General features: G+C 64.9%; 10 protein-coding genes and 1 tRNA gene. 9 read left to right on the forward strand and 2 right to left on the reverse strand.

Going from position 1 to position 13,475, the window contains the following annotated elements; translation table 11 throughout:
• Positions 1-22: 22 nt before the first annotated feature.
• The 9 genes from nuoN (at position 23) to pnp (ending at position 11,085) form a co-directional block, all read left to right on the forward strand.
• A complete protein-coding gene (nuoN, locus tag ACCQ05_RS08325; RefSeq protein ID WP_372393489.1) occupies positions 23-1,483 on the forward strand; it encodes an NADH-quinone oxidoreductase subunit NuoN in 1,461 nt (486 codons plus the stop codon).
• Positions 1,484-1,682: 199 nt separating this feature from the next.
• A tRNA-Met gene (locus tag ACCQ05_RS08330) sits at positions 1,683-1,759 on the forward strand.
• 197 nt (positions 1,760-1,956) lie between these two features.
• Positions 1,957-2,547, forward strand: a complete 591-nt coding sequence (gene rimP / locus ACCQ05_RS08335) for a ribosome maturation factor RimP (protein WP_228963462.1) — start codon at positions 1,957-1,959, stop codon at positions 2,545-2,547.
• 4 nt (positions 2,548-2,551) lie between these two features.
• Complete coding sequence (gene nusA, locus ACCQ05_RS08340) at positions 2,552-4,063, forward strand: transcription termination factor NusA (RefSeq protein WP_104542558.1); 1,512 nt, start codon at positions 2,552-2,554, stop codon at positions 4,061-4,063.
• A gap of 95 nt (positions 4,064-4,158) precedes the next feature.
• Positions 4,159-6,870: a translation initiation factor IF-2 gene (infB, locus tag ACCQ05_RS08345; protein ID WP_167394674.1), complete on the forward strand. Its 2,712-nt coding sequence runs from the start codon at positions 4,159-4,161 to the stop codon at positions 6,868-6,870.
• Between the two features lie 116 nt (positions 6,871-6,986).
• Entirely contained in the window at positions 6,987-7,379 is a 393-nt protein-coding gene (gene rbfA / locus ACCQ05_RS08350; RefSeq protein WP_372393490.1) for a 30S ribosome-binding factor RbfA, read from the forward strand.
• 80 nt (positions 7,380-7,459) lie between these two features.
• Positions 7,460-8,386, forward strand: a complete 927-nt coding sequence (gene truB, locus ACCQ05_RS08355; RefSeq protein ID WP_372393491.1) for a tRNA pseudouridine(55) synthase TruB — start codon at positions 7,460-7,462, stop codon at positions 8,384-8,386.
• A gap of 156 nt (positions 8,387-8,542) precedes the next feature.
• Entirely contained in the window at positions 8,543-8,803 is a 261-nt protein-coding gene (gene rpsO / locus ACCQ05_RS08360) for a 30S ribosomal protein S15 (protein ID WP_003485583.1), read from the forward strand.
• A gap of 167 nt (positions 8,804-8,970) precedes the next feature.
• A complete protein-coding gene (gene pnp / locus ACCQ05_RS08365; RefSeq protein ID WP_372393492.1) occupies positions 8,971-11,085 on the forward strand; it encodes a polyribonucleotide nucleotidyltransferase in 2,115 nt (704 codons plus the stop codon).
• A gap of 398 nt (positions 11,086-11,483) precedes the next feature.
• On the opposite strand, the gene ACCQ05_RS08370 is transcribed toward pnp, so the two are convergent.
• Complete coding sequence (locus ACCQ05_RS08370; protein ID WP_372393493.1) at positions 11,484-12,536, reverse strand: DUF2272 domain-containing protein; 1,053 nt, start codon at positions 12,534-12,536, stop codon at positions 11,484-11,486.
• A gap of 63 nt (positions 12,537-12,599) precedes the next feature.
• Positions 12,600-13,472 (reverse strand): carboxylating nicotinate-nucleotide diphosphorylase, encoded by an 873-nt coding sequence (gene nadC, locus ACCQ05_RS08375; protein WP_372393494.1) that lies wholly within the window; start codon positions 13,470-13,472, stop codon positions 12,600-12,602.
• Between the last annotated feature and the right edge of the window lie 3 nt (positions 13,473-13,475).

Genomic DNA, 13,475 nt, shown 5'->3' on the forward strand with positions numbered 1-13,475 from the left:
TTTTGATTTCCAGGATTTGATGATGACCACGCCAACGCTCGCGCCGTTGACCACCGCTGACCTGGCTCCGCTCGTACCGGAGCTGGTGTTGATCGGCGGCGCCTTCGCCCTGCTGATGCTCGACCTGTTCGTGAGCCAGCGGAACAAGGTCTGGACCCACCTGTTCTCCGTTGCCGTCCTGGCCGTGGTGCTCGTACTGCTGGCGACCGGTACGGGCGGGCAGGGCGAGATCTTCAGTGGCATGTTCGTGCGCGATACCGCCGCCGACGTGATGAAGACCGTGATCGTGCTCGTCGGTGGCCTGAGCCTGGTGTACGGCTGGAGCTACCTGCGTGAACGCAATCTCTATCAGGGCGAAATCCCGGTGCTGGTGCTGTTCGCCACTGCCGGCATGATGCTGCTGGCCTCGGCCGGCAGCCTGCTGATGGTGTATCTGGGTCTGGAGTTGCTGGCGCTGTGTTCGTATGCGCTGGTCGCGTCCAACCGCGACAACGGGCTGGCCACCGAAGCGGCGATGAAGTATTTCGTGCTGGGTTCGCTGGCCTCGGGCCTGCTGCTGTACGGCATGTCGCTGGTCTACGGTGCCACCGGCACCTTGAGCCTGGCCGGCATCCGCGACGCCATCGAAGGCTCGGGCGAGCGTACCCTGTTGCTGACCGGCACCATCTTCATGATTGCCGGCGTGGCCTTCAAGCTGGGCGCCGCGCCGTTCCATATGTGGCTGCCCGACGTCTACCAGGGCGCACCTGCGCCGATCGCGCTGTTCATCAGCTCGGCGCCCAAGCTGGCCGCGTTCGGGATGGCGTATCGCCTTCTGGAAGTGGGCATGGGCCCGTTGTCGCCGCAATGGCACCTGTTGATCGGCGGTCTGTCGGCGGTGTCGCTGGTGATCGGCAACCTGATGGCCATTGCGCAGAGCAACCTCAAGCGCATGCTGGCCTATTCCACCGTTTCCCACATCGGCTTCCTGCTGATGGGTGTTGCCGGCGGCGGGGAAGAGGGCTATTCGGCCGCGATGTTCTATGCGGTGAGCTACACCATCATGTCGACTGCCTCGTTCGGCGCCATCATTGCGCTGTCGCGCAACGGCTTCGAAGCCGAGAACATCGACGACTTCAAGGGCCTCAACGCGCGTAACCCGTGGATGGCCGGCCTGGTGCTGTGCATCATGGCGTCGCTGGCAGGCATCCCGCCGTTCCTCGGCTTCTGGACCAAGCTGGCCGTGCTCGGCGCCGCGGTGCGGGGCGACATGTTGTGGCTGGCCCTGGTCGGTGTGATCTGTGCAGTGATCGGCGCCTACTACTATCTGCGCGTCATCAAGGTCATGTACTTCGATGAGCCGGTCGGCGAGCCGCTGCCGGCCAACAACGACCGCGTGCTGGGCACCGTGCTGGGCGTCAATGCGCTGGCCTTGCTTGCACTGGGCGTGGCATGGAACCCGATCATGGTGTGGTGCCAGCGCGCATTCGCAGGCCTCGCATAGCGTCTTGCGTGCGCATCCGGCCATGCGCGTCGTGCTTGGCCGATGTATGGCGCACTGAATCGATGTCGTGATGAGTGTTTCGTTTTTGTTGCATTGCGGTTATCATGTGCCGCGACGTTGAACAGCCGCCACGGTGTCCAACAGATGAAAAACTAGGGCTTGCAATTGCCGCTCAAGTTCTTCATAATTCCGCTTCTGCTGCGGGGTGGAGCAGTCTGGCAGCTCGTCGGGCTCATAACCCGAAGGTCGCAGGTTCAAATCCTGCCCCCGCTACCAAGTTTCGAATTGTTGCTTTACCGCAGTGATTCAATGTCTTGGATCGTAAGGACGCATGTTCCCGTCCTTGCGCCGACCCTGAGAGGTCGGGCTTTTTTCACGCAAGGGGCCCATCGGGCCCCTTGTTTTTTCCGGAACCGGAAAGTTTGCTGCCGGTTGCCGGGGTATTACTGGCAATCATCTGATCAGGGCAGTCTGTGAGCGAAAAAGCGACCGAAATCGCCAATCTGCTGAGTCCAACGGTTGAGTCCCTGGGCTTGGAACTGCTGGGCGTGGAATATCTTCCCGCTCCGGGTGGCGCGACATTGCGTCTGTACATCGATGTGCCGCTGGCCGAACAGCCCGAGCGCGTGATCAACGTCGACGACTGCGAGCGCGTGAGCCGGGAAGTGTCTGCCCAGCTCGATGTCGAAGACCCTATCAGCGGCAACTACACCCTGGAAGTGTCCTCGCCGGGTGTCGATCGTCCCCTGTTCACCCTCGAGCAGTTCGGCCGCCATGCAGGCGAGTCGGCCAAGATCGTGTTGAAGCTGGCGCAGGATGGTCGGCGCCGCTTCCAGGGCCAGATCGTGCGGATCGAGCCCGCCGCCGATGCGGTGGTGTTCGCCATCGACGGCAAGGACGTGCAGATCGGCTTCGACAACATCGACAAGGCGCGCATCGTGCCGGATTGGGTCGCGCTGGGTCTGGCACCGCAAAAACCGAATAAGCCCGGCCCGAAAAAACCCGGGCACGACAAGAAGAAACCATCCAACGAGTCGGCGGCCGGCAAGCCGCGCGCGGAGTGACGAAATGAGCAAGGAACTTTTGCTGGTAGTGGATGCGGTGGCCAACGAGAAGGGCGTGCCGCGCGAAGTGATCTTCGATGCGATCGAGGCCGCACTGGCGTCCGCAGCGAAGAAGCGCTATCCCGACCAGGACGTGCTGACGCGCGTGACCATCGATCACAAGGACGGTAACTACGAGACCTTCCGCCGTTGGGAAGTGGTAGCCGACGATGTCGTGATGGAGTCGCCTGACCGCCAGGTGCGCCTGATGGATGCCGTCGACGAAGCCGACGGCGTGGAAGTGGGCGACTACATCGAAGAGCAGATCGAAAACCCGGATTTCGGCCGTATCGCCGCCCAGGCCGCCAAGCAGGTGATCGTGCAGCGCGTGCGCGAGGCCGAGCGCCAGCAGGTGGTCGATGCGTGGAAGGATCGTGTCGGCGAGCTGATCACCGGTGTGGTCAAGCGCGCCGAGCGCGGCAACATCTTTGTCGATCTCGGCGGTAACGCCGAAGCCTTCATCCCGAAGGACAAGGGCATTCCGCGCGACGTGCTGCGCCCCGGCGACCGCGTGCGCGGCTACCTGGCCGAAGTGCGCTCCGAGCCGCGTGGACCGCAGCTGTTCATCAGCCGCGCCGCACCTGAATTCATGATCGAGCTGTTCAAGCTGGAAGTGCCGGAAGTGGGGCAGGGCCTGGTCGAGATCAAGGCCTGCGCACGCGATCCGGGCGATCGCGCCAAGATCGCGGTGATTGCGCACGACACCCGCACCGATCCGATCGGCGCCTGCATCGGCATGCGCGGTTCGCGCGTGCAGGCGGTGTCCAACGAGCTCAACGGCGAGCGCGTGGACATCGTGTTGTGGAACGAGAACCCGGCCAACTTCGTGATCAATGCGATGGCGCCTGCCGAAGTGCAGTCGATCATTGTCGACGAAGAGAAGCATTCGATGGACCTGGCCGTGGCCGAGGACCGCCTGGCCCAGGCGATCGGCAAGGGTGGCCAGAACGTGCGCCTGGCCAGTCGCCTGACCGGCTGGCAGCTCAACGTGATGACCGCCGACCAAGTGGCCGCCAAGTCCGAGGCTGAACAGGCATCGGCGCGCCAGCTGTTCATGGACCGCCTGGAAGTGGACGAGGAAATCTCGGCCATCCTGGTGTCCGAAGGCTTCAACACGGTCGAAGAAATCGCCTACGTGCCGGTCGGCGAACTGCTGGCGGTGGAAGGCTTCGACGAGGACATCGTCGAGGAACTGCGTGCCCGTGCCCGCGATGCGTTGCTCAACGCCGCGCTGGCCGAGGAAGAAGGCCTGGAAGGAACTCAGCCCACCGAGGACCTGCTGGCGCTGGAGGGGATGGACGAGGAGACGGCCTTTGCTCTGGCCGAGCACGGCGTGCGTACCAGCGAGGACCTGTCCGACCTGGCCGCGGACGAGATCGTCGACTTCGGCATCGAGGGCATGACCCAGGAGCGCGCCGCGGCGCTGATCCTGGCGGCCCGCGCCGAGGAGATCGCCCGTTTGGAGCGCGGCGAATGAGCCGGCAATGAACCGCGCCCTGACCCCATCAGGGCTTAGAATCAGCGTATCCCTTGCTCTGGGCGAGGGGGCGCCAACCAGATCATAGGATCCGAATGTCGCAGCAAACCACCATCCGCAAGCTTGCCGAACTGGTCAATACGCCGGTCGATAAACTGCTGGTTCAACTGGCCGAGGCCGGAATGAAGTTCAGCGGTCCCGACCAGGTCGTGACCAGCACCGAGAAGATGAAACTGCTTGGCTTCCTGCGCCGCACGCATGGCAAGGCCGACACGCCGGCCGAAGCGGCGAGCGAAGCAGCCAAGAAGATCACGCTCAACCGGCGCAAGCTGCAGGAAGTCACGGTCAACGCCGGCCGCACCAAGACCACGGTCAACGTGGAAGTGCGGCAGAAGCGCACCTACGTGAAATCCGAGAACGAAGGCAGCGGCCGCGCAGCGCCGATGACGCCGGACGAAGAGCGCGCCGACATTCTGCGCAAGCTCGAGGAATCGCGTAAGCGCAACCTCGACGAGCAACAGCGCCTGGCCGAAAGCGACCGTGTGCGCGATGAAGCGATCCAGCGCAAGCGTGACGAGGAACAGGCCGCAAAGGACCGCGCAGAAGCCGAGCGCAAGGCTGCCGAGGAAGCCGCTGCGGCTGCCAGCGCGCCGGCCCCGGTGGCTGCCGCGCCGACACCGTCTGCGGCGCCTGCCGCACGTGCGCCGTCGTCACCGTCTTCCGCTCCGCGTCCGGCTCGCCCTACAGGTGCGTCGCCGGCTTCGCGTCCGGCCACGCCGGCACGTCCGGACGATCGCAACAACGCGGCCAAGCACAAGACGCGCGGTTCGCACGTCATGGTGGCCGGCGTCGAAGACGACGATGCGACCAAGCGTTTCGCTGGCCAGCTGCATCTGTCGGCAGCCGACCGTGCGCGCCGTTCCAACGTGCGCGGCAAGCCGACCGGTCGCCCGGGTTCGTCGTCGTCGCGTCGTGGCAACGACGGTGGTCGTGGTGGCAACCAGGCCAACAGCGGTCCGCACGGGTTCGAGCGCCCCACCGCGCCGGTGGTGCGTGAAGTGGCGATCGGCGAGACCATCACCGTGGCCGATCTGGCGCAGAAGCTCGCGCTCAAGGGCGGCGACGTGGTCAAGGCGCTGTTCAAGATGGGCGTCATGGCGACCATCACCCAGACCATCGATCACGATACTGCTGCATTGGTGACCGAAGAACTCGGCCACAAGGCCGTGCGCGCCGACAATGCCGACTTCGAGGATGCGCTGCTGGCGCACGCCGAAGACGCGCAGGGCGATGCCACGCCGCGTCCGCCGGTGGTGACCATCATGGGTCACGTCGATCACGGCAAGACCTCGCTGCTGGATTACATCCGTCGCACCAAGATCGCCTCCGGCGAAGCCGGCGGCATCACCCAGCACATTGGTGCGTACCACGTCGAAACCGGCCGTGGCGTCATCAGCTTCCTGGATACGCCCGGCCATGCCGCGTTTACCTCGATGCGTGCCCGTGGCGCCAAGATCACCGACATCGTGGTGCTGGTGGTTGCCGCCGATGACGGCGTCATGCCGCAGACCAAGGAAGCGGTGGCGCACGCCAGGGCGGCGGGTGTTCCGCTGATCGTGGCGGTGAACAAGATCGACAAGACCGGCGCCGATCCGCTGCGGGTCAAGAACGAATTGCTGGCCGAAAACGTGGTGGCCGAAGAATTCGGCGGCGACACACAGTTCATCGAAGTGTCGGCCAAGCTCGGTACCGGCGTGGATACGCTGCTGGACGCGATCTCGTTGCAGGCCGAAGTGCTGGAACTCAAGGCGGTGGCCGAAGGCCGCGCCAGCGGTACCGTCATCGAATCCTCGCTGGACAAGGGCCGCGGCCCGGTTGCCACGGTGCTGGTGCAGCAGGGCGCGCTGAAGCGTGGCGATTACCTGGTGTGCGGCATCCAATATGGCCGCGTGCGTGCGCTGTTCGACGAAACCGGCCACCAGCCGGCATCGGCCGGTCCGTCGATTCCGGTGCAGGTGCTCGGCCTGTCCGGGGTGCCGGAAGCCGGCGACGACTTCGTGGTGGTGGACGACGAGCGTCTGGCCAAGGACGTGGCGCAGCAGCGCGAAACCAAGCGCCGCGAATCGCGTCTGGTCGCCTCGGCCACCAACCGCATGGAAGACATCCTGGCCCAGATGGGCAAGGGCGAAGGTCAGCAGGTGTTGAACCTGGTGATCAAGGCCGACGTGCAGGGCTCGGTGGAGGCGTTGAAGCAGTCGCTGGTGGCCTTGTCCAACGACGACATCCGCATCAACGTGATCCACTCCGGCGTGGGCGGCATCACCGAATCGGACGCCAACTCGGCTGCGGCCTCCAAGGCCACGGTGATCGGCTTCAACGTGCGCGCCGATGCGTCGGCACGCAAGATCGTCGAATCCAACGGCATCGATCTGCGCTACTTCTCGATCATCTATGACGTGATCGACCAGGTGAAGCAGGTGGCGTCCGGCTTGCTCGGCGTGGAGATCCGCGAAGAGATCATCGGTATCGCACAGGTGCGCGATGTGTTCCGCAGCTCCAAGTTCGGCGCGGTCGCAGGCTGCATGGTGGTCGAAGGCGTGGTCAAGCGCAGCAAGCCGATCCGCGTGCTCCGCGACAGCGTCGTGGTGTTCGAAGGCGAGCTGGAATCGCTGCGCCGCTTCAAGGAAAACGTCGAGGAAGTGCGCAACGGTACCGAGTGCGGTATCGGCGTGAAGGCCTACAACGACGTCAAGGCCGGCGACCAGATCGAGTGCTTCGAGCGTATCGAAGTGGCGCGCACGCTGTAACGAAGACGGGACCGGGGACCCGGGACCGGGGGCCCGGGAGAAGCGAAAGCGAAGGCTCTTGCTCTTCCGGGTCCCCGGTCTCCGGTCCCCGGTCCCGAACCAAAAGGTTCCAGGCCATGCCAACCAAATCATTCCATCGCACCGACCGGGTCTCCGCGCAGGTGCGTCGCGACCTCGGCACGATCGTGCATGCGGCAGTACGCGACCACGGCCTGCCGTCGGTCAGCGTGTCCGATGTCGAAATCAGCCGCGACCTGGCGCACGCCAAGGTGTTCGTCACTGCGTTGCAGCAGGAACGCTCGGCCGAAGCGGTCAAGGGGCTGAAGGAAATCGCCGGGCAGCTGCGCACGCAACTGGCGCGCGCGATGAAGCTGCGTCACGTGCCCGAGCTGCATTTCCACTACGACGACTCGGTCGACCGTGGCGAACGCATCGACAACCTGTTGCGTGACCTGGACGATGTCGGCCCCGACGCCGCGCCCAGCGACGACGACGCCGACCAGCGCTGAGCGCGGCGTCGCATGGGCCGCCCACGCGGCGGTCCTGATTTTTCGCAGGCGCGTCATGCGCTGATTCGAGCACCGATCCTTTGAAACCCCGCATCGTCTATCGCCCGTTGCACGGCATCCTGTTGCTGGACAAGCCGGCCGGGCTCAGCTCCAACAACGCCCTGCAGGCCGCGCGCCGGCTATTGCGGTCAGAGAAGGGCGGCCACACCGGCAGCCTGGATCCGCTGGCCACCGGTTTGCTGCCGCTGTGCTTCGGCGAGGCCACCAAGATCGCCGGACTGTTGCTCGGCGCGGCCAAGGCCTACGACGCCGAGGTGGTGCTGGGCGTGACCACCGACACCGACGATGCCGACGGCCAACCGTTGCGCGAACGCGTAGTGCCGGAATTGAGTCAGGCGCAACTGCGTGCTGCCCTGCTGCCATTGACTGGCCGCATCCGGCAACAGGCGCCGATCTACTCGGCACTCAAGCAGGGCGGCGAGCCGTTGTATGCCAAGGCGCGCCGCGGTGAAGCGATCGAGGCGCCGGTGCGCGAGGTCGATGTGCATGCCATCGAGTTGATCGGCTACCAGGCGCCGCGCCTGCAGTTGCGGGTGACCTGTGGCTCGGGCACCTACATCCGCAGCCTTGCCCGCGATCTGGGCGAGGCGCTGGGCTGCGGCGCCCATATCGCCTCGTTGCGACGGTTGTGGGTGGAGCCCTTCCGCACACCGCAGATGATGACGCTGGAGGCCCTGGCCGCTGCGCTGGAGGCCGGTACGCCGGCAGAACGGTTGCTGCTCCCGATCGAGGCCGGGCTGGCCGATTTTGCGCAGATCACCCTGGACCACGTCCACGCAACCCGGTTCCGGATGGGCCAGCGCCTGCGAGACGAGGCCTTTCCGGTCGGCCAGGTCGCCGTGTTCGGTCCGGACGGAACGCCCTCGGGGCTAGGCCTGGTGGACGAGCAGGGGCGGCTGTCGCCGCAGCGCTTGTTCAACGGACTGAACCAGGATCCGGGTTGTTAAGGTTTAGTCAACTTGTTCCCCGCGCTGTGCAACGGTACAATTTCGCGGCCCCGATCGGGGCACCTCAGCGCCAAGCGCGCACATTCCTAGCAAACGGCGAGTCCGGCGGTGCGTCATGCACGTTCCTGTCGACCACGCATCTATCGAGAACACATCATGTCCGTCGACACCCAGAAAGTTATTGAAGACAACAAGCGCAGCGCCCAGGACACCGGTTCGCCGGAAGTGCAGGTCGCGCTGCTGACCGCGCGCATCGAGCTGCTGACCGGTCACTTCAAGACCCACAAGAAGGATCACCACAGCCGTCGTGGTCTGCTGCAGATGGTCAATCGTCGCCGCAGCCTGCTCGACTACCTGAAGAAGAAGGACAACGAGCGTTACAAGTCGTTGATCGAGAAGCTCGGCCTGCGCCGCTGATCGAGTCCTACCGCCGCGGCGCAGCGATGCGCCGCGGTTTTGTTTTGGCCTTTCGCAAGATGTCATTGCACCGTTAGTTTCAAGGGCCGGAGCCTCCCGGCCGCCCGTTCTCGGCATGGGTCGACGACGGTCCAACGCAGACAGTTACACCTAAGGAAAAAACCTCCGTGGCAAAAATCACCAAAACCTTCCAGTACGGCAAGCACACCGTCACCCTGGAGACGGGCGAAGTCGCTCGCCAGGCGAGCGGTGCCGTCATCGTCAAGATGGACGACACCGTACTGCTGGTCACCGCCGTCGCCGCAAAGACCGCGCGCGAAGGGCAGGACTTCTTCCCCCTGACGGTCGATTATCAGGAGAAGTTCTATGCCGGCGGCCGCATCCCGGGCGGCTTCTTCAAGCGCGAAGGACGTGCGACCGAGAAGGAGACGTTGATCTCGCGCCTGATCGACCGTCCGATCCGTCCGCTGTTCCCGGAGGACTACAAGAACGAAGTACAGATCATCGCGACCGTGATGTCGATGAACCCGGACATCGACGGCGATATCGCCGCGCTGATCGGCGCATCGGCGGCGTTGTCGCTGGCCGGTACCCCCTTCAACGGCCCGATCGGCGCCGCCAAGGTGGGCTACAAGAACGGCGAATACATTCTCAACCCCACCGTCACCGACCTGAAGGATTCGCAGCTGGAGCTGGTGGTCGCCGGTACCGCCAATGCGGTGCTGATGGTGGAATCCGAAGCGGCGCTGCTGTCCGAAGAAGTGATGCTGGGCGCAGTCACCTTTGGGCATCGCGAGATGCAGAAGGTCATCAACGCGATCAACGAGCTGACCGTCGAAGCCGGCACCAAGCCCAGCACCTGGGTGGCCCCGGCCAAGAACACCGCGCTGATCAACGCGCTGAAGGAAGCGGTCGGCACCCAGCTGGCTGGCGCCTTCCAGGTGCGCGACAAGCTGCAGCGTCGCGACGCCATCTCGGCGATCAAGAAGGACGTGCTGGAGTCGCTGGCCGGCCGCGTTGCTTCCGAAGGCTGGAACGCCGCCGAGCTGTCGAAGGAATTCGGCGAGCTGGAATACCGCACCATGCGCGACTCGGTGCTGGACACCAAGGTGCGTATCGACGGCCGTGCACTGGACACCGTGCGCCCGATCTCGGTGCAGGCTGGCGTGCTGCCGCGTACTCATGGCTCGGCGCTGTTCACCCGCGGCGAGACGCAGGCGATCGTGGTCACCACGCTGGGCACCGCCCGCGACGGCCAGGTGATCGATGCGGTCAGCGGCGAGTACAAGGAAAACTTCCTGTTCCACTACAACTTCCCTCCGTACTCGGTGGGCGAGTGTGGCCGTTTCGGTGCGCCGAAGCGTCGCGAGATCGGCCACGGCCGTCTGGCCAAGCGCGGCGTACTGGCGGTGATGCCGAGCCTGGAAGAATTCCCGTACACCATTCGCGTGGTCTCGGAAATCACCGAATCCAACGGTTCTTCGTCGATGGCTTCGGTGTGCGGCTCCTCGCTGGCGCTGATGGACGCCGGCGTGCCGGTCAAGGCGCCGGTGGCGGGTATCGCCATGGGTCTGGTGAAGGAAGACTACCGCTTCGTGGTGCTGTCGGACATCCTGGGTGACGAAGATCACCTGGGCGACATGGACTTCAAGGTGGCCGGTACTGCCGAAGGCGTGTCCGCGCTGCAGATGGACATCAAGATCGAAGGCATCACCGAAGAGATCATGAAGCAGGCGTTGCAGCAGGCCAAGGCCGGCCGTCTGCACATCCTGGGCGAGATGTCCAAGGCGCTGACCACGCCGCGTCAGGAGCTGAGCGACTACGCGCCGCGTCTGCTGACCATCAAGATCCACCCGGACAAGATCCGCGAAGTGATCGGCAAGGGCGGCTCGACCATCCAGGCGATCACCAAGGAAACCGGCACCCAGATCGATATCCAGGACGATGGCACCATCATCATCGCCTCGGTCAATGCGATCGCTGCGCAGGCGGCGAAGTCGCGCATCGAGCAGATCACCTCGGACGTGGAGCCGGGCCGCATCTACGAAGGCAAGGTCGCCAAGATCATGGACTTCGGCGCATTCGTCACCATCCTGCCGGGCAAGGACGGCCTGGTGCACGTTTCGCAGATCTCCAGCGAGCGCGTGGAGAAGGTCGGCGACAAGCTGAAGGAAGGCGACGTGGTCCGCGTCAAGGTGCTGGAAGTGGACAAGCAGGGCCGCATCCGCCTGTCGATCAAGGCAGTGGAAGAAGGCGAGGGCGTGCAGGCGTCGGCCGAGTAATCGCCACTGCAGTGCACTAAAAAAAGCGGGCTTCGGCCCGCTTTTTTTTGCCGATGATTTTTGCAAACAGCAAACAGCAAACAGCAAACAGCAAACAGCAAACAGCAAACAGCAAACAGCAAACAGCAAACAGCAACAGCAAACCGGATGTCAGGCAAGAAAGGCGCATGCGATCAGGCGGCGCAACGTGCGCGCCGGCCACCTGTCATCGCCGCAACCGGGAGCTTGTCCCTTCTCCCATGCATGGGAGAAGGTGGCGCGCAGCGCCGGATGAGGGCGCATCGGCATCGAGCGTGCTCAATACCCACCATGCGCCCTGCAAGGTCTGCCGAGTCACCGGTGGATTCGCCGCCGACCCAGCCATGCCACACCCTCACCCGGGACGTGGCTCTCGCCTGTCATTGAGACGGTGGCGTCGGTGCCGGCTGTGCCTCCGGGCGCGCTGGCACGACACGCGGAAAACCTGGCGGCATTGCCTGTTCCCTCGGCGATGCAGGCGGTGTGGGCACCGCCTCGATTGGCGTGGGCGCCATCATGGCCGCATCCGGCCTGAGCTTCAGCAAGGCCGCCCAGTCGCGTCGGTTGAAATCGCACAGCTCTTCCTTGGCCGGCGTGCATTCGCTGGCAATGCCCAGGCTGTCCTCGTTCTGATCCTGGTTGCTGTCCGACTGCGGCGTCGGCAGGACGATGCGGCCAGCGCGGTCCAGCGGCATCTTGCGCATCATCACCGTGTTGAACACGTTGCCGCCGATCAGATACAGGGTGCGATCGCCGCCCACGTTTGCGGCGATCACCACATCGCAATGCGATTGCCACGGCATCGGTGCGCTGCCGCCCAGTGCGGCTTTCAGGCCCGCGTGGCCGAGCGCCACGCTGCGCCCGCGCAGCAGGCACAGCATGTCGCCGGGCGCAGGTTTTTCCACGGTCGGGTCGGTGAACCGATAGGGGCCGGTGGCGCCGTCGTTGTAGGCGCTGCGGATGTAGTCCAGATGACGCGCCGAACGATGGAAGCCGCTCAGCCCGGCTTGCGTCATCACCCAGGAGATGAAGGCGGCCGACCATGGGTTGTCGATCAGGAACGCGCGGCAGTCGCTGGCGGTGTAACGCGTGCCGTCCAGTGCGGCGCAACTGGAGGCACCCGGGCGCCCGCCCATCGAGTCGAGCGTGCCGCTGTCGCGCCAGTAACCTGCAACGCGCTGCCAGGCCACCACGCCGTGGTCGGCCAGATAACCGGATTCGGCTTCGGTCACACCCAGGCTGGCCAGCCGGCCCTTGGCATCGATAAACGGACGCTGCCACAGACGATGTTCGTTACAGGCGCTGCGCACGATGGCGATGGCTGCCGGGCTGGTGCCGAAGCGTGGTGGCACATCGCACACTTCGGCAGCAGTAGCGGCGCTGCCCCATCCGGCAAGCAACAGACAGATCCACGGCCAAGGTCTTGCAGTCATCGAACATCCCGCACGCAATCAATCGTGGCAGGCTGCCAGAGCGGCCGGCGTGCAGGCGTGAAATCAGTGCGGCGGCGGTCCGAGCTTGAGCGACAGATCCACCGCCTGCACGTGCTTGGTCAACCCGCCGATGGAAATGCAGTCCACACCGTCTTGCGCGATGGCGCGGATGCCGGCCAGATCCACGCTGCCGGAGACTTCCAGCGGAATGCGCTGTTGGTGCGGTAGCGCAGCCACCAACTGCACGGCAGCGCGCCGCATCGCCGGATCGAAATCGTCGATGAGGATGCGCGTGCAGCCCACCTGCAAGGCTTCGCGCAGCTGCTCCAGCGTTTCCACTTCCACCACCAGCGGCAACTGCGGCTGTTGCGCACGTGCCGCGTGCACCGCCGCGCTCAGCGAGCCGGCGGCGTGGATGTGGTTTTCCTTCAGCATCACCGTGTCGAACAGGCCGATGCGGTGATTGTCACCGCCGCCGCAACGCACCGCGTACTTCTGCGCCGCGCGCAGGCCCGGCAGGGTCTTGCGCGTATCCAGGATGCGCGTGCCAGTGCCGGCCACTGCGGCAACATAGGCTGCGGTCGTGGTGGCGGTGGCCGAAAGCGTCTGCAGGAAATTCAGCGAGGTGCGCTCGGCGCTGACCAGGCTGCGGCTGTGGCCCTGCAGGATGGCCAGCACGGTGCCGGCGCTCACGCGCTGGCCTTCGTGGACGTGCCAGTCGATGCGCACCTGCGGATCGAGCGCGCGGTGGGTGGCATCGAACCAGGGGCGGCCGGCGATCACCGCCTCCTGCTTGCACAGCAGATAGGCGCTGTCGGCCTGGTCGGGCAATAACGCGGCGGTGACGTCGCCGCTGCCGATATCCTCGGCCAGCGCGCGCGCCACATCGGCGTCGACCACGGCCGCCGGGGGCGCCTCTGGCGCGCTGGTACGCACGGG

This window comes from Xanthomonas sp. NCPPB 3582 (assembly GCF_041475735.2).
Taxonomy (GTDB): Bacteria; Pseudomonadota; Gammaproteobacteria; order Xanthomonadales; family Xanthomonadaceae; genus Xanthomonas; species Xanthomonas codiaei.

Excerpts from the sequence above, each read along its gene's own strand:
- nuoN (WP_372393489.1), top strand. The coding sequence starts at position 23 with ATGACCACGCCAACGCTCGCGCCGTTGACCACCGCTGACCTGGCTCCG.
- nusA (WP_104542558.1), top strand. The coding sequence starts at position 2,552 with ATGAGCAAGGAACTTTTGCTGGTAGTGGATGCGGTGGCCAACGAGAAG.
- infB (WP_167394674.1), top strand. The coding sequence starts at position 4,159 with ATGTCGCAGCAAACCACCATCCGCAAGCTTGCCGAACTGGTCAATACG.
- rbfA (WP_372393490.1), top strand. The coding sequence starts at position 6,987 with ATGCCAACCAAATCATTCCATCGCACCGACCGGGTCTCCGCGCAGGTG.
- rpsO (WP_003485583.1), top strand. The coding sequence starts at position 8,543 with ATGTCCGTCGACACCCAGAAAGTTATTGAAGACAACAAGCGCAGCGCC.
- ACCQ05_RS08370 (WP_372393493.1), bottom strand. The coding sequence starts at position 12,536 with ATGACTGCAAGACCTTGGCCGTGGATCTGTCTGTTGCTTGCCGGATGG.